Source organism: Actinomadura sp. ATCC 39365 (assembly GCF_054392275.1).
In genome coordinates this window covers 6,120,915-6,136,191 of record NZ_CP184335.1, presented here as the reverse complement: position 1 = coordinate 6,136,191, position 15,277 = coordinate 6,120,915, and the positions used below count along the sequence as shown (strand labels likewise).

The window sequence follows — 15,277 nt, the reverse complement described above, 5'->3', positions numbered from 1 at the left end:
ATCGTGTCAGTCTCCGAGCAGGCGGGTCCCGGCTCGATGTGTGCACCGTAGACTGAGGTGGCACCGACGACCAAGCGCGCACTAGTACAGCTCAATACAGGTGGAGCAACGGCCGACTTGCGGTTCGGTGCACTAGTGCGGCCCGTTGGAGGGAGTCCTGTGATGAGCCCTGCCGAGCCCTCCGCTGATCCGCCCTTCCTGCGCATCGCCACCGAACTGCGCCGACGCGTTGACAGCGGCGAGCTCCGCCCCGGTGACCTGCTGCCCTCCACGCGGCAGATCGTCCGGGAATTCGGCGTCGCCATGGCCACCGCCACCAAGGTGCTGACCGCCCTGCGGCAGGCCGGCCTGGCCCGGCCGGTTCCCGGAGTCGGCACGGTCGTCGACACCACAGGCCTCCCCACGCGGGCTCCGCACGATCGCAGACGTCGGACGGCGTCCTTGGACCGGGGCCGGATCGTCGGTGCGGGGTTGGCCATCGCCGACGCCGAAGGGCTGGCCGCGCTGTCCATGCGCCGCCTCGCCGCCGAATTGGACGTCACCACCATGGCCCTCTACCGCCACGTATCCAGCAGAGAGCAGCTGATCCTGCTCATGGCCGACGCCGCCTTCGGCGAGTTCCCGCTCCCGGAGCCCTTGCCGCCCGGATGGCGCCACCGCCTGGAGACGGCAGCCAGGCAGCAGTGGGCCATGTACCAGCGTCACCCGTGGCTGGCTCAGGCCATTTCCTTCACCCGCCCCCTGCTCGCTCCCCGCGCGATGGTCCACAGCGAGTGGATGATGCGCGCCCTGGACGGACTCGGCCTGGACCCGGCCACAAGCCTGCACATCCATGTCTCCGTGGCCGCGTTCGTCCGAGGGGTGGCCGCGAACCTGGAATCCGAGGCCGCGGCCGCGGCTCACTCGGGGATCACCGACGAGCAGTGGATGGACGCCCGCGGCACACCGGCGCTGGTGGGGCCTTCAGGCGAAACGGCGTTCCCGAATCTCGCGCTCGTCCCACTCCACTCGCTCGACCTGGACACGCTGTTCGAGTTCGGGCTCCACCGCCTCCTGGAGGGCATCGTGACGCTGATCGACGAGCCCGTCAGGAAGGCCGGTCGCGAGCCCCGGCTCAGATCCCGGCCAGCAACAGGATCGCCGCGACGAGCATCCCAGCCTCGATGACCAGCACGAACGCGCGGGCGTTCATCCGAGCGACGGTCGCCTTGCCCAGCCACGCTCCGGCGACAATGGCCGGGGTCAGGGCCAAGCCAAGCTGGAGCACATGGACGGACAGCAGGCTGCCCGCGCCATAAGCGACGATCTTGGTCAGATGAACGATTAGGGAGGCAGCAGCTTCGGTGCCGATGTACGCGCTGCCGATGATGCCCTTGGCGAGGAAGAACGGAGCCGCGAGCGGTCCTGCCGCCCCGAACAGGGCTGAGGCGAGTCCGCAACCGGCGCCGATGGCGGCGAACGTCTTGTCGGCCGCTACCGCGCGCGCCGGCCGGAATCGCCGCCAGAAGACGGTGACGATGAGAAACGCGCCGAGAACGCGCTTGAGCGGTTCGACCGGCACATAGGGCAGCAGGAGACCTCCGGCCAGGGCGAAGGGGATGGCGCCCAGGGCGTACCACTTGACGAGCCGCCACTGGACCGCGCGCCGGTTGAACCAGACGCGACCGCCGTTGCCGGCCAGTTGAGTCAGTGTGAGGGTGGGCAGAGCCACCTGAAGACCGAACAGGGCGGTGAACGCGATCAGCGTCAGCACGCCGCCACCCACGCCGCCCACCGACGACAGCCAGGCCAGAGCGAAGGCCAGCACTGAAGCGGTCACCAGCGTGGGGATGAGGCCGGTAGGCAGCTCGAGAGTCGAGGCGCTCTGCCGCGAGATCTCACTGGGCAGATGCTGGATGCACAGCACAACGGTCGGACACACCGGGAGGCCCTTCCGGCTCCCGCGCGCGCGGGAACCACGACCTCCAGGCTTTTTGTCCCTTCAGTTGACCGGTGGCCATCGGAGCCGCCGGCGGTATCGCTCGGACCAGGCCCGCCGGGCCCGCATGAACCGGGCCGGGCGGCGGAACCCTAGACACTCACCCGACACCGTACTCTCCGGCGAGCGTTCTCGCCGAGTGCCGGTCAGGAGATGCGGGCAGGGCCGCCGTCATGACTGCGCTTCTTCCAGGTGGCCGGCCGCCACGTCCGCGTCGCTCGACTGGACGGGACAGCCGCTCCGATCACCCTGAACCGCGAAGAATCTCCTATCGGAAGTCCTCGACATGATCCCGCGCCCACTGCGCGAACGTCCGTGGCGGGCTGCCCGTCACGGACTGCGCTGTGGGCAACGGGCCCAAGGTGCTCGGATCGAAGTCCACGCTGTCGGCCGGATCGGCCGGATTGCCGTCGTAGTCGGTGAAGCCCAGCAGGAAATCCGCAGCCTCGGCAGCGAATCCTCCGATCTTCAGGTAGATCTCGCGCGCCTGCGCCGGACTGACCTCCTCGAACCTGACCTCTTCGCCGAGCGCGTCGGCGATGGCTTCGACCTGGGCGCGCAAGCTGATCAGCTCTGGACCGTTGATGTCGTACGCCTTGCCGTGATGTCCCTCCTCCAACAGGGCCTTCAGCGCCACATCGGCGACATCCCGCTCGTGCACGGGAAACCAGGCCGCGTCCGGGTTCGCGTCCCGCACCAGCCGCTCGGCCCGGATCGACGGCCCCCACAGCGAAAGCTTGTTGGCGGCGAACTCGCCCGGCCGGAGATGCGTCCACTCCAGACCGGACTCCTGAACGGCCTGCTCGACCGGCGGATGGAAGGTCGTGTCGAAACCGCCGCTCACCGCCCCCGACGAGAGCACGACGATCCGCTGCACGCCGGCCTGCTTGGCGCGTTCGACGATCTCCTTCGCCGTCGACGGCTCCGGGAAGAGGAACATCCGGTCCACGCCGTCGAACGGCACGCTGTCCGGCCTGGTGAGATCTCCCTGGACGACCTCGGCTGCGGGCAGTCGCGCCCTGGCCGGGTCCCTGGTCAGGGCCGATACCTGAATGTGGGCCTCGACCAGGCCGGCTGTCACGTGCCGCCCGACGTTCCCCGTTGCCCCGGTCACCAGTACTCGCACGCCCGTCCTCCATTTCCGTACGTCCTACGGATAAACATTACCGTACGATCTACGGAAAGGGGAGGCTTGATGGAACGCAGCGGTGGTGGAGACCCTCGGGAGACCTTGCGCCTGCTCTGGCGCGCCCCGCAGGCTCGATCGGGCCGCGGCCGGCCGCCCAAGGTGTCCCTCGACAAGATCGTGGGTGCGGCCATGGCGCTGGCGGACCGGGAAGGGCTGGCCGCCATGACCATGGACCGGCTCGCCGCCTCCCTCGGCGTCGGCACGATGACGCTCTACACCCACGTGCCCGGCAAGGCCGAACTGGTCGACCTGATGGTGGATTCCGCCTGGCAGGAACTCGACCTGACTCGATCGGGCCCCTGGCGGGACCAGATCGAGCACTACGCGCAGCAGAACACGGCCCTGCACGAACGCCACCCGTGGCTGCGCTTGGTGTCGACCGTCCGACCACCCCTCGGTCCCGGTTTGCTGGCCAGGGCCGACTTCCTCCTGGCCGCTCTCTCCAAGACCGGGTTGTCCGCCGCCGAGGTGTCCGCGGCGAGCGACTCCATCGTCACCTTCGTCGACGCCGCGACCGCCACCCTTGCCGAACACGCCCATGCCGAGCGGCTCAGCGGCCTGTCCGACGACGACTGGTGGGCCGCCCGTCAGGAGTTCTGGGAGACCTTCTTCGACTCGGCGCGATACCCGGCGATCGAACGGACCTGGCGGAACGGCGGCCTTGACCGCAGCGCGGCCGAGGCCGCGGTGCGCGCGTTCGAGCTCGGCCTGCGTGCCCTGCTCGACGGAATCGCCGCGATGGCCCAGCGGAACCGATGAACGACTAGCGCTGTCCGGCGAGGGTCGCGCGCAGGGTCTCGATCCACCAGTCGAGCAGACGATCCCGGGCGTTGTCGTCCAGTCCGACGCTCCGGCGGAACTCGTCGCCGAACAGCGGCTCCGTCGCGACCGCTTGGTGCAGTGCACACACGATCAGCTGGATCGCCTCGCGTGACGGCGGCGTTCGCCCGCCGGCCGCGCACTGCCGCCGCGCCTGGGCGTGCAGCCGGTCCACCACCTCGTCCAGCATTCCGCTGCCGGCGTCCCGCCAGCCGGAACGGTGCAGCGCCAGCGCCAGTTCGGCATAACCACCCGCGTACAGCGCGGACAACGTGCGCACCAGCTCGGCGGGATCGATCGGGGCATCGGCCCACGTGTCGAGCACGGTGTGCAGTTCGGCCTTCAGTTTGGCCCCGCCGAATCGCAGCAGCGACTCCAGCAGCCGTTCACGCGTGCCGAAGTGGTGGTTGACCGCGGCGTCGGACACGCCGACCTCCGCGGCGACGGCGCGCACCTGCACGGCGGCAGGGCCGCCCGCGGCGAGCAGCTTGCTCGCCGCCTCGAGGATCAGCCGCTTGGCATCCTCGGGCTGACGTCGTACTCGGGTGGGCACGCGTCCACCTTACCTTGACTGGTCAAGGCAGTGACCCTTACCTTGGAGCCTCAAGGTAAGGGAGGTGGCGCGTGCAGGGACACTTCGCGATTCCGGCGATGACCGAGCTGGCGGCGGCACTGGGCGTCAAGATCGACGATCCGGCTCCGCCCCGCGAGATCCACTTCTCCCGTGCGGGCTGCCGGCTGCACGGATTCGACTGGGGCGGAACGGGACCTCCGGTGCTGCTGTTGCACGGTGGCGCGTTGACCGCGCACACGTGGGACTTCGTCTGCCTCGGCCTGCGCGGCGCCGCCCGGCTGATCGCGCTGGACCTGCGAGGTCACGGCGAGAGCGGCTGGTCCGGCGACTACCGCGTCGGCACCCTTGCGGCCGACGTCGTCGCCGCGGCCGATCACCTCGGCTTCGACCGGGTCCGGCTGGTCGGCATGTCTCTGGGCGGCGTCGTCGCGGCCCACGTCGCCGATGAGCGTCCCGGTCGGGTGGAGCGGCTGGCGCTCATCGATGTCGCGCCCGGCGTGGACTTCGACAGCACCTGGCGGGTGCGGTCGTTCATCAGCGGGCTCGGCCCGGTGCGGGAGCTGGAGACCGTGGTCGAGGCCGCGATGCGGGTCAATCCACGCGCCAACCGGGCCAGCGTCGCCTACCGCATGAGCACGCTGTTCCGCCCTGCACCCGGCGGCGGCTGGGTGCCGAAGGGAGATCCGCGGCCTCCGGACTTCCCCGCCATCCTGGCGGCCATCGATCGGCTGCCCGCCCAGCTGAGCAGGACGCCGGTACTGCTCGTGCGCGGCGGACGCAGCAGAGTGCTCTCCCAGGCCACCGCCGAACGCCTGGTCGCGCGCGTTCCGGACGGCGAGCTCGTGGTCGTGCCGGACGCCGGGCACAACGTCCAGGAGGACAATCCGGCCGCACTGATCACCGCGTTACATGCCTTCCTGACACGTTGACCGTGTACCGCCGGACCGCGATAGGAGACCCAGCACATGTCCGCACGAACGCTCGAGCTCACCACGATCCCCTCGGTGAAGGTCGGCATGCTCATCCGCCGCCCCGCCCGCGAGGTGTTCCAGGCCATCGTGGACCCCGCCATCACGAGCAAGATCTGGTACACCAAGAGCAGCGGGAAGGTGACCCCCGGCGCCGAGCTGACCTGGGAATGGGAGATGTACGGGGCGTCGACTCAAGCCTCGGTCGAAGAGGTGGACGAAAACCGTCGGATCCGCTTCACCTGGGGCAACTACACTCCCGACGCCCCCACCACAGTCGAGTTCCGTTTCGTCCCCATGCCCGACGACACCACCTACGTCCAAGTCACCGAAACAGGGTTCACCGGCACCGGCGACGAGCTCGTCCACCACGTAACCGACTCCACCGGCGGCTTCACGTTCCTGATCAGCGCCCTCAAGGCGCTGCTGGAGCACGACATCGTTCTCGGCCTCGTCGCCGACGCCAACCCGAGCGGCCTGCCGGCCTGAGAACAGGCATCATCGCAGCACCTTTCGTCCTGTCCGTTCATGTGTTCCAGGGGGCCGAGTGGACCAGCTGGTGGAGGAAGATCCGCGCACGCTGGGTCCGTACGACCTCGTCGCCCGGCTCGGCGAGGGCGGCCAGGGCGTCGTCTACCTGGGACGCGCGCCCTCCGGCCGGCAGGTGGCCGTCAAGCTGCTCCACCATGGCCTGCTGACCGATCCCGGCGCGCGCGCCAGGTTCCTGCGCGAGGTGGAGATCGCCAGGCGGGTGGCCAGGTTCTCCACCGCGCCCGTGCTCCACGCCGACCTGGCGGGCCGGCGGCCCTACATCGTCAGCGAGTACGTGCCCGGCCCCTCGCTGCGCGACCTGGTCGCCACCGAGGGACCACGACAGGGGGCCGCCCTGGAGCGGCTGGCGATCAGCACCGCCGCCGCGCTGGCCGCCATCCACCGGGCCGGGGTGCTGCACCGTGACTTCAAGCCGGCCAACATCCTCATGGGGCCTGAGGGCCCGGTCGTGATCGACTTCGGCATCGCCCGGGCCCTGGACGCGCCGGGCAACACCTCGACGGGTCCGCTGATGGGCACGCCGTCCTATCTGGCGCCCGAGCAGATCGGCGGCGGGCAGGTGACGGCCGCGGCCGACGTCTTCGCCTGGGCCGTCACCATGGTGTTCGCCGCTTCGGGGCGGCCCGCGTTCGGCGCCGACTCCACCCCGGCCGTGATCAACCGCATCCTGAACGAGCAGCCGGCCGTCCGCGGGCTGGACGGCGTCCTGCTCCGGCTCGTCACCGCCGGCCTGTCGAAGGACCCGTCCGCGCGGCCGAGCGCCGACGACCTGGTCGCCGGGCTGACCTCGCGCGAGTTCGTACCGGAACCGGCCGCCGGGTCTCCCCCGCCGCCGGAGCGTCAGGCCGGTCCGGGGCGGCGGCGCGCACTGCTTGCGGCGGCCGCCGCCGCGACCGTGGCGCTGCTCGTCACGGGCGGCGTGCTGATCACCGTGGACGACCGGCCCCCGCCGCCCCCGGCCACGATCGGGTCGGTCGCTTCCTCGTCGTCGGGCACCACCATCGCCCCGGCCCCTGCCTCGGCCTCGGCCTCGACCACCGCCTCGCCGCAGGAGGTCAAGAGCACCCCGCGGCGGACGTCGTCCCCGCCGGCCACGCCGCGGGCCCGGCCCAGGAGCTCGGCCCCCGTGACCCGGCCGACCAGGACGGGCGACGCGGTGAGCAGCCCCGTCGACGACGGCTCAGTACCCCAGCCGACGCCGGCCCGGAACACGGAGAACCCGCCGGAGCCCACGCGCGAGCCGCCGCGGCAGACCACCCAGCCACAGCTGCCGACCCCGATGGACAACCCGTTCACCTGCATCCCGTCGATGTGCTGAGGCGCGGCCCGCGTCAGTCGTGCCGGAGGATCTTCGGGACCTCGTGGTCAGCGTGGCAGAGCGCAGGCGCGGCGACGATCATGGGACGGCCGGCCCAGAGCTCGTCCATGCGGGCGTCCCCTCGCATCACGCGAACCAGGTGATCGCCTGGCCGTGCGTGCGGGTCCAGGCGAGCGGCTGCCCGTCCAGCGCGAGCACGTTGTGGAGCGTCTCGCCCGGCGGCGTCGGGAGCGTGTCGTAGGGCAGCACGTCGGGGGCCTCGTTCGCGATCCAGTGTCCGGGTAGCCCGCGTACCGCCTCGGCGAACGCCACCCGTCGTGGCATCGGCACGTGGTACAGCACCGAGCTGTGGAACACCACCAGCGTCGCATCGGGTGGGGACTGCGCAGCCAGGGCCGGCAGGTCGTCCACCAGGTCGCCCCGTACGAGCAGCGGCGGGTCGGCTGCGACGACGGCCGCGGCCGCCCGGAGTCTGGCGCGGCGGTGCGTGTGTTCGGGCCAGATGAGGGCGTCAAGCCAGGCCAGATCCGTGGGGTCGGTCACGTCGAGCGGGTTCAGGTCCAGGCCGGCCCGCCACACCACCTGGGGCAGGCTGGTCGGCGGCGTCAGATTGGCCGGCGTGCAGGCGACGACCGGGTCACCGGAGCCGACCGTGTGATCGCCGTAGCGGTAGGCGTACCGGTCGGGATAGAGGCACAGCCCGGCGGACGCGCCGACCTCCAGCAGCGCGAGCGGCTGCGGGAGCGCGCTGAGCACCGGCAGCAGGACGGCACACCGTCCGGCCTCGTTCGTCTGTGTGGTCCGGGTGCGCATCTCCGCCTCGATCACGGGCCAGTTCGCCACCGTGTACTCGTGGAACGCGGCCGGATCGTCCACCGGCCCCCCGAGCAACCGGACCACGCCGAACAGCAGGTTCGGCTGCCACTTGGCCGGCGGAAGCCCGGCGAGCAGAGCCAGGAGATCGAGATCCCGCGTCACCGCAGCTGCCAGGCGTTCGTACGTGGGCGACACACCGTGCGCCTCGCGCGCGGCGAAATCAGCGTAGATCGCAGCGATCGTCATACTCCGATGATGGCAGCGAACTTCTTCCTCACTCAGCGGGGTGCGGTCCCGGACAGTGGATGAGGACAAGCAGGTCTTCTGGCCGGCGGGTGAGCTGTGTCCGAGCAGGACTTCACCATCCGCTGGCGTTGCCGCCTGGTGGAAGCGTTCACGCCCGCTGGTGGCTGATCTGGTCGATGCGGCTTCTCTACCGGCCTGGGTTTCTGGTCGGGAGGAACGCGGCGAACACCGCTGACAGCAGGACCAGTGCCGCCACACTGACGTTGGTGACCGTGGCGGCGGCCGCCGCCGATCGGGACGGGACGGGGAGGGCCAGGAAGACAGCCCCGAGGCCGGCGATGCCGGCGACCTGGCCGAGCTGGGTCACGGTCGACATCAAACCGCTGGCGTTCGCCGCGTCCGTCGGCGCGACACGGGTCAACGCCGCGTTGAGGGCGGGGCTGAAGGCCAGCCCCATGCCGATGCCGGACACGGTGACGGCCACCTGGTAGCCGATGCCGGGGAGCCCCGAGTCCGCGGTGACCACGGCCACGCCCAGGTATCCCATGGCCGAGAGCAGCAGGCCGGCAGGGATCATGCGGCGGTGGAAGCGGGCGGGAACGCGCCGCCAGTTCAGGCTTGCGGCGCCGAAGCCGACTGATGACAGTACGAAGGCCAGGCTCGCCCGCAGTGGGGACAGGCCGAGGCCATCTTGCAGGTAGATCGCCATGGTGAACAGGAAGCCCGCATGGCCCGCCATCATCGAGAAGATCGCAGCGGCGGCGACCGCCAGCCCGGGAGCTCGCAACACCGGCGCCGGAGCCAGCGGTGCGGTAGCACGCCGCTGAGCTGTGACGAACAGGCCGAAGAAGACGGCGCTGCCGGCGAGCATCGCCCATCCCCAGACGGGCCAGCCCAGTTGGTGCCCGAGCACCAGCGGAGTCACCAGCAGCAGCACGGCGGGTGAGAGCGTCAGCTGACCACCCACGTCGAGGCCGGTGGCCGCCTCGGGACGGTTGGAAGGCAGCAGCCATGCCCCTGCCACCAGCAGCGCCAGGCCGAGCGGCACGTTGAGCAGGAAGATCGGACGCCAGCCGGTACCCGCGATGTTCGTGCTGGTGACGACACCGCCCACGATCTGGCCGGCGACCGACGCGCCCGACAGGACGGTGGAGTACACGCTGAAAGCCCGGGCACGGGCGGTGCCGTCGACGGTGAGCTGGATGAGGCTGAGCACCTGCGGTACCAGCATCGCCGCCCCGGCGCCCTGCACCAGGCGGAAGGCGATGAGTTGCAGTGCGGCACCGGAGGCCCCCAGGTCAACCTGCATGGTGGGAGCGGCGACGGTCACGATGGTGGCGTCCAGAACCGCCATGAACTGGCCGATCAGCAGCGCGGCGAGCAGCCGGCCGGCTGCTCGCCGTCTGGTCGGAGCCGGTGTGGTGAGAGTAGTCATGGGAACCGAGCGTGCTGGTCGGCCCCGTCCAGCGGCAGGGTCCCTTCATGCGGGTAGTGGGACTACCTGGCAGAACATGGCCTTTGCCGGTAGGAAGGGGAGGTGTCGTCTCACGGCCTCCAGTCACAGCTGCGCAGCGAGCTGGCGACGTTCCTGCGCAGCAGACGCGAACGCATCACTCCTCAGGATGTGGGGCTGCCGCCGGGGATCCGGCGGCGCACCCCCGGTCTGCGTCGGGAGGAGGTCGCGCTGCTGGCGGGGGTCGGCGTGACCTGGTACACGTGGCTGGAGCAGGGGCGGCCGATCAACCCCAGCGTGCAGGTGCTGAACGCAATCGCACGCACCCTTCGACTCGACCACGCCGAACGCGAACACCTCTACCGGTTGGCGGGCGTGCCTTCACTGCCGACCCTCGAGGAACGCGAGTCGCTGGAACCGCAGATACAGCTCGTTCTGGACACACTGAATCCGCTCGCGGCAGCGGTGTATTCCAGCCGGTTCGATCTGCTCGCCTGGAACAGCACCTTCAACGGACTGTTTCCCTCCTTCAGCGCCGCCTCGTGCCGAAACGCCGTCTGGGAGCACTTCACGAGCCCGCCGTGCTGCAACCCCTTCGTCGACCCCATGGCGGAGGTCAGGCCCATGGTGGCCATGCTGCGTGCGGCGTTCGGACGTCACCTGTCCGACCCTGCCTGGACCGGTTTCGTCCACCGCCTGTCGGAACGCAGTTCCGACTTCGCCCGGATCTGGAGCGCTCACGACGTGGCCTCTCCCGGGCCTCACATCAAGGTCCTCCGCTACGCCGAAGTCGGCGATCTGCATCTGACCACCACCACTCTTACTGTTACCGGTGCACCAGAGGCCCGCATGGTCATCTACGCACCTGCGGACGAGGCGTCGAAGGCGCGACTGGCCCATCTGGCCGCACACCCCTCCCGGCACTGCTCCCTTCCCGACCACCTCCATGAGCCCGGCGACGCGGGAGACGACCTTCGATGAGGCCCCGCATCCCCGCTCCCGAAGGGCGGGCTGTCCAGGCACCGGACGATTACGCGAGCTCACCGGCATCAGGCTGCTCATGGCGCTGATCGGCCTCGGCCAACGCGCGGCACAGCGAGCCACCGACGGTGGCTTCCCCTCGTTCTTCCCCGAGGACATCCTGAGCTTGTACGGCCCGGTCGGCAGCGCCAACTGAATCCCGGTCGCCGGCAACCGGCCGGCCGACGTCATCAGCTCGGCGGCGTTGCGCGCGGGCCGCTTCAGCTCGGGCACGCAGAACACCACCGCCCGCCCCGGCGCGGCCGACCGGATGTCCCGGCACAACGCCGGCGCTGCCTCCAGGGCGTACCTTCATCCGCATGGAGGGCTTCTCCGAGAAGACTCGCGTGCATCCGGCCGCGACATGCCACCGCGGTCCGCCGCCCGGCCGGGACCGCTACCTGAAGCAGCTCGGGCACCAGGATGATCTGCGAAACGCGACCTTCGGGCACACCTTCGCCCACCGCGTGATCACCCGCCTCGCATTTCTGCGCGCACACCGTCACCACGGTTGCACGCAGTTACTTTGGGGCTCATCGCAGCTTCCCGAGCCCCGGGCCCGGATTTCACGCGAACTGAAGGTTCTTCGGTGTCAATCGGTCGTGCCGGCGTGCACGGCGATGATTCGCCAGCCGTGCGTCTCGTCGTACAGCCAAGTACGGGTGTAGCGCATTCTGGCCGCGAACGGCGTGCCGGAGACGGTGCCTTCGACGGTGCCGAGAAACCACGTCACCCCGGTGCGCCCATCGGCGAGCACGGTCAGCTCCTCCTCGGCCACCCTCGTCATCACCTGCGTCCGAGTGCGGTGCAGCTCCAGGTCGTCCGCCTTGGTCGCAACGTTCGCACCGAAGGTGAAGATCAGCCGATCATCCAGCAGCCGATCCAGCGCCTCGACATCTCCAGCAAGCTGCGCGGCCTGGAGTCGGCGCTCGGCGTCCCGCAAGTCTTCCATCATGAGGTCCACCCTCCCAGCCGGCGCCGTGTCCACGCCAGGACGTTCACGCTCGGCTGATCTTTGCAGTCCGATCATCGTCGGTGAGTGGGTGTCGAGCGCGTCCGGCAGAGCAGTGTCGGTGATGACCAGTTCGTCGGCCAGGTTGAGGATGCGCACCTCGCCGTGATCGAGTTCGAGCCGCAGGCCGATCTCGATCTCGATCTGGTGGTCGATGATGCGGTGAACGGCTCGGATCGACTGGCCGATGAATCGGCTCATCAGAAAGTGCTCTGCGGCGGGACCGACGGTGACCTGGCCGTACTCGTCCATGTCATAGGAGTTGGGTGGTGGATCGAGCGTCAGCTCGAGCGAGTCGTCGGGGGCGGTGTGAAAGCGAACCGGACCGAGATCGCTCATGTGCAACCACATGTGCAGCAGCGAGGCTTGGTCATCGCTGGGATGGGTGTGCCAGGACACCGTCACCTGGAGCAGCTTTCGGCTGACAAGCTCATCCGCGGAGATCACGATGCCCATGGTGTCACGGTGGTCCGGCCAAGCGAGGAGCGCTCGTCGGAAGGGCGAGGGCTTCGTCAGCTTCGGAGACTCCAGGCGGCGGCCGTGTTCTAAGGGCCGCTGCGGGCGTGGTCGTCCTGGGCGTGCGGGAGCCGGCGTACGGCGGCGGAAAGCAGCGGGAGGACGGCCGCCGCGGCGTAGACGATGCCGGCGGTCGCGGCCACCTGGTAGCCGTCGAACCTGTCGGCGAGCAGTCCCACGCCCAGCTGGCCGACGGGGATCGCGATGTAGGACAGCAGGTCGTCGTAGGACGAGACGCGCGAGAGCATGTGTGCGGGAACGTGCTCCTGCAGTGAGGTCTCCCAGCTGACGGTCGCGACCGAGGAGCCCAGTCCGGCGACGAAGGCGACCGCGATCAGCCAGGGGGCGTCCAGGTACGCACCGAGCGCTAGCAGGGGGATCGCGCCGAGCGCGCTCATCAGCTGGCCCAGCCGCAGCAGGTGCCTGACCATCAGCCGGTGGACCAGCGCGCTCATGACCAGCATGCCGACGCCGCGGGCGCTGAGCACGAACCCCCAGGTCTCCTCGCCGCTGAGCTGCCTGGTCAGTACGGGCCCCAGGATCTGCCAGGTGCCGACCTGCACCAGGTTGACCACGCAGAAGCACACGGACACCGTCCACACCCAGCGGATGCGGCGGAACTCGGTCCAGCCGTCGCGGATGTCGGCCGAAATCCCGGAGGAGGGCCGCGGCGAGGTCGGCGCCGCGGCGAGGGACAGGCGGGCCAGGCATCCCGCGGCGAGGAGATAGGTCAGTGCGTCGAAGGCGATGGCGGGGCCGCCGCCGACGACGGCGACCGCGATCCCGGACAGGCTCGGCCCGAGGATCTTCGTGGCGTTTCGCACCGACCCCAGCAGGGCGTTCGCCTGCAGTAGCCGGTCCCTGGGGACAAGCTGGGGCACGATGCCGCGCAGGGCCGGCGTGGTGAACGCGGCGAGAGCCCCGTTGAGTAACCCCAGCGCGGCCACCGGTAGCAGCGCGTACCTCCCGGTGAGCAGCAGAGCGGCGACGCCGCCCTGGGTGAGGGCTGAGCCCAGGTGGGCGGCCAGCAGAACCGTCCGGCGCGGGAGGCGATCGGCGACGGCCCCGCCCACCAGGAGAAAGGCGAGCAGCGGCACCATGTAGGCGGTCAGGACGACGCCGAGGTCGCCGGTGTTGCCCGAGGCGTCCAGAACCCCGAACGCCAGCGCCACCGGCGCCATCGAACTGCCCAGCAGCGACACCGCCTGCGCGGAGAGGAACCAGCGGAAATCTGTCTGTCGCAGGAGGGCTGAGAGCATGGCAGGAGTCTGCAGGCGTCCCGGATCGCACACTAACGTTTCGGCAGGAGGCGAAAGATGACGCTGTTGCGGTTGAGCACTCTGGCCCTTTCGCGGTCCCGGTTCGCCCTGTCCCCGCTCGCCGAGACGCTGGGATCGCTGATGGTGCTCGGCAAGCCCTGCACCGATCCGTGGCTGGCCTCCTGGCATCGCCTCCACCGCGGCGCGTTCCGCGCCGTCCTGGAGGCGGACCCCTTCGCCGAGGGCCTGGTCAGATTGCTGAGCTCGACCAAGTGGCTGCCGAGCCACGTGGTGATCCCGCCGGCAGGCGGCATGCGCACCACTCTGGAGAGCGAGCTCGCGTCGGTCGTCCAGGTGTCCGACGCGGAGGTGCGAGCCGAGCTGGAGGAGTCGGTGGCGCACAGCTGGAAGCAGCACGACCTGGGCTGGCTGACCGGACGCGGCTGGGCGGCCCGTACCGCCGACCTGCTCACGTACGTGTGGGAGGCTCACGTGGCCCCCGACTGGCCGCGCCGGCGGGCACTGCTGGAACGCGACGTCACCTACCGGGCGGGGTTGCTGGCCGCCTACGGGTGGCCGCGCGCGCTGCAGCACATGAGCCGCCGCAGCGCCTGGGTCGGCGATGACGCCATCCGCTTCAGCGACCAGGCCTCCCCCGACCGGGTCGTCGGCGACGAGGGCATGCTGTTCGTCCCGGTCAGTGTGCTGAGCAGCGGCACGTGGCTGTGCGAGGCGCCGCCGACGTCGTACGCACTGGTCTACCCGGCCCGCGGGTCCGCCGACGGCGCGGCGCGTTCCCCGCGCGCGCGGTCACTGGAGCGGCTCATCGGTGCCGGTCGAGCGGCCATCCTCCTCGAACTCGAACACCCCGCGACGAGCAGCGAACTCGCCGCACACCTCGGCCTGTCACTTGGCACCGTGGGCGGCCACCTGGCCGTCCTGCGCGATGCGGACCTCGTCGTCGGCACGCGGGCCGGTCGGCGCGTGGTCTATCGGCGCACCGAGGCCGGTCACCTGCTCGCCGGTTCAGGAGAGAGCTGAGCAGAACGACGTACCGCTCAGGGGCTGCGCCACGGAGATGAGTGCCCCTTGCGTTTTCATTCCATGCGACGGATCATTTCGATCACCGGCTGGGCTGCCCATGAAGCCGAGGAACCTTTGTGCTGCTTCGCGCTCAGGAGGGGCGTGCACACCGTACATCCGGACTGGTCCGACACCCTGTAGCTGATTCCCCCCGTTTCCCTGCGAATCAGGAAGGACGATCCATGATCCGTCGCGTACTGGCCGTCGCGGTCCTGGCCGCCGCCACGCTCGCCACCATCCCGGCCGCCGCGCAGGCCGTCCCTGCCTGCCCGGCCGGCTACCTGTGCAACACCCAGTACTTCTCCGACGCCGCGCGCACCAACCTGGTGGGCGTCAGGACGCAGTTCTGCGATGGTTCGGTCTCGACCTGGGGCAGGCTCAGCGGCTACATCACCTGGTCCTCCAGCCCCTGCAACTGACGGAACGCATCCGGCAGGGCCCGTGCCGGCGGCCCTGCCGGATGCACAGGATCAG

The 15,277-nt window shown here is 70.0% G+C and carries 15 protein-coding genes; 8 read left to right on the top strand and 7 right to left on the bottom strand.

Annotated elements, in window-relative coordinates; genetic code table 11:
* Positions 1–162: 162 nt before the first annotated feature.
* Positions 163–1,167, top strand: coding sequence for a TetR/AcrR family transcriptional regulator C-terminal domain-containing protein (locus ACNF49_RS29955; protein ID WP_482939588.1), 1,005 nt, complete (start codon positions 163–165; stop codon positions 1,165–1,167).
* Here ACNF49_RS29955 and ACNF49_RS29950 read toward each other — a convergent pair.
* Both ACNF49_RS29950 and ACNF49_RS29945 read right to left on the bottom strand, forming a co-directional pair.
* A complete protein-coding gene (locus ACNF49_RS29950) occupies positions 1,115–1,906 on the bottom strand; it encodes a sulfite exporter TauE/SafE family protein (protein ID WP_482939587.1) in 792 nt (263 codons plus the stop codon). The genes ACNF49_RS29955 and ACNF49_RS29950 overlap by 53 nt on opposite strands.
* A gap of 340 nt (positions 1,907–2,246) precedes the next feature.
* Positions 2,247–3,104, bottom strand: coding sequence for an NAD(P)H-binding protein (locus ACNF49_RS29945; protein ID WP_482939586.1), 858 nt, complete (start codon positions 3,102–3,104; stop codon positions 2,247–2,249).
* A gap of 69 nt (positions 3,105–3,173) precedes the next feature.
* On the opposite strand from ACNF49_RS29945, the gene ACNF49_RS29940 reads away from it, so the two are divergent.
* Positions 3,174–3,926 (top strand): TetR/AcrR family transcriptional regulator, encoded by a 753-nt coding sequence (locus ACNF49_RS29940; RefSeq protein ID WP_482939585.1) that lies wholly within the window; start codon positions 3,174–3,176, stop codon positions 3,924–3,926.
* A gap of 4 nt (positions 3,927–3,930) precedes the next feature.
* On the opposite strand, the gene ACNF49_RS29935 is transcribed toward ACNF49_RS29940, so the two are convergent.
* Positions 3,931–4,539 carry a TetR/AcrR family transcriptional regulator gene (locus tag ACNF49_RS29935; RefSeq protein ID WP_482939584.1) on the bottom strand — a complete coding sequence of 203 codons (609 nt, stop codon included), beginning with the start codon at positions 4,537–4,539 and terminating at the stop codon, positions 3,931–3,933.
* Between the two features lie 71 nt (positions 4,540–4,610).
* Here ACNF49_RS29935 and ACNF49_RS29930 point away from each other — a divergent pair, with 71 nt between their 5' ends.
* From ACNF49_RS29930 to ACNF49_RS29920, 3 genes are read left to right on the top strand one after another with little or no spacing between them, the layout of a single operon-like run.
* Complete coding sequence (locus tag ACNF49_RS29930) at positions 4,611–5,489, top strand: alpha/beta fold hydrolase (protein WP_482939583.1); 879 nt, start codon at positions 4,611–4,613, stop codon at positions 5,487–5,489.
* Between the two features lie 36 nt (positions 5,490–5,525).
* Entirely contained in the window at positions 5,526–6,017 is a 492-nt protein-coding gene (locus tag ACNF49_RS29925) for an SRPBCC family protein (RefSeq protein ID WP_482939582.1), read from the top strand.
* A gap of 58 nt (positions 6,018–6,075) precedes the next feature.
* Positions 6,076–7,398: a serine/threonine-protein kinase gene (locus ACNF49_RS29920; RefSeq protein ID WP_482939581.1), complete on the top strand. Its 1,323-nt coding sequence runs from the start codon at positions 6,076–6,078 to the stop codon at positions 7,396–7,398.
* A 126-nt stretch (positions 7,399–7,524) separates the two neighbouring features.
* On the opposite strand, the gene ACNF49_RS29915 is transcribed toward ACNF49_RS29920, so the two are convergent.
* Together ACNF49_RS29915 and ACNF49_RS29910 are read right to left on the bottom strand one after the other, a co-directional pair.
* On the bottom strand, positions 7,525–8,460 hold the full coding sequence (locus ACNF49_RS29915; RefSeq protein WP_482939580.1) for a DUF2332 domain-containing protein: 936 nt from the start codon (positions 8,458–8,460) through the stop codon (positions 7,525–7,527).
* 187 nt (positions 8,461–8,647) lie between these two features.
* On the bottom strand, positions 8,648–9,814 hold the full coding sequence (locus ACNF49_RS29910) for an MFS transporter (RefSeq protein ID WP_482939579.1): 1,167 nt from the start codon (positions 9,812–9,814) through the stop codon (positions 8,648–8,650).
* Positions 9,815–9,997: 183 nt separating this feature from the next.
* Between ACNF49_RS29910 and ACNF49_RS29905 the strand changes: the two genes are divergently transcribed.
* On the top strand, positions 9,998–10,894 hold the full coding sequence (locus tag ACNF49_RS29905) for a helix-turn-helix transcriptional regulator (protein ID WP_482939578.1): 897 nt from the start codon (positions 9,998–10,000) through the stop codon (positions 10,892–10,894).
* 631 nt (positions 10,895–11,525) lie between these two features.
* Here ACNF49_RS29905 and ACNF49_RS29900 read toward each other — a convergent pair.
* Both ACNF49_RS29900 and ACNF49_RS29895 read right to left on the bottom strand, forming a co-directional pair.
* Complete coding sequence (locus ACNF49_RS29900) at positions 11,526–12,401, bottom strand: nuclear transport factor 2 family protein (protein ID WP_482939577.1); 876 nt, start codon at positions 12,399–12,401, stop codon at positions 11,526–11,528.
* 89 nt (positions 12,402–12,490) lie between these two features.
* Positions 12,491–13,720, bottom strand: coding sequence for an MFS transporter (locus tag ACNF49_RS29895; RefSeq protein ID WP_482939576.1), 1,230 nt, complete (start codon positions 13,718–13,720; stop codon positions 12,491–12,493).
* Positions 13,721–13,777: 57 nt separating this feature from the next.
* Between ACNF49_RS29895 and ACNF49_RS29890 the strand changes: the two genes are divergently transcribed.
* Together ACNF49_RS29890 and ACNF49_RS29885 are read left to right on the top strand one after the other, a co-directional pair.
* Positions 13,778–14,761 (top strand): winged helix-turn-helix domain-containing protein, encoded by a 984-nt coding sequence (locus ACNF49_RS29890; protein ID WP_482939575.1) that lies wholly within the window; start codon positions 13,778–13,780, stop codon positions 14,759–14,761.
* A gap of 224 nt (positions 14,762–14,985) precedes the next feature.
* Positions 14,986–15,222, top strand: a complete 237-nt coding sequence (locus ACNF49_RS29885) for a DUF6289 family protein (RefSeq protein WP_357980381.1) — start codon at positions 14,986–14,988, stop codon at positions 15,220–15,222.
* The last annotated feature ends 55 nt before the right edge of the window (positions 15,223–15,277 follow it).

Coding starts and splice junctions, on each gene's coding strand:
- ACNF49_RS29895 (WP_482939576.1), bottom strand. CDS start 13,720: ATGCTCTCAGCCCTCCTGCGACAGACAGATTTCCGCTGGTTCCTCTCC.
- ACNF49_RS29910 (WP_482939579.1), bottom strand. CDS start 9,814: ATGGCGGTTCTGGACGCCACCATCGTGACCGTCGCCGCTCCCACCATG.
- ACNF49_RS29940 (WP_482939585.1), top strand. CDS start 3,174: ATGGAACGCAGCGGTGGTGGAGACCCTCGGGAGACCTTGCGCCTGCTC.
- ACNF49_RS29900 (WP_482939577.1), bottom strand. CDS start 12,401: ATGGGCATCGTGATCTCCGCGGATGAGCTTGTCAGCCGAAAGCTGCTC.
- ACNF49_RS29925 (WP_482939582.1), top strand. CDS start 5,526: ATGTCCGCACGAACGCTCGAGCTCACCACGATCCCCTCGGTGAAGGTC.
- ACNF49_RS29955 (WP_482939588.1), top strand. CDS start 163: ATGAGCCCTGCCGAGCCCTCCGCTGATCCGCCCTTCCTGCGCATCGCC.
- ACNF49_RS29915 (WP_482939580.1), bottom strand. CDS start 8,460: ATGACGATCGCTGCGATCTACGCTGATTTCGCCGCGCGCGAGGCGCAC.
- ACNF49_RS29885 (WP_357980381.1), top strand. CDS start 14,986: ATGATCCGTCGCGTACTGGCCGTCGCGGTCCTGGCCGCCGCCACGCTC.
- ACNF49_RS29890 (WP_482939575.1), top strand. CDS start 13,778: ATGACGCTGTTGCGGTTGAGCACTCTGGCCCTTTCGCGGTCCCGGTTC.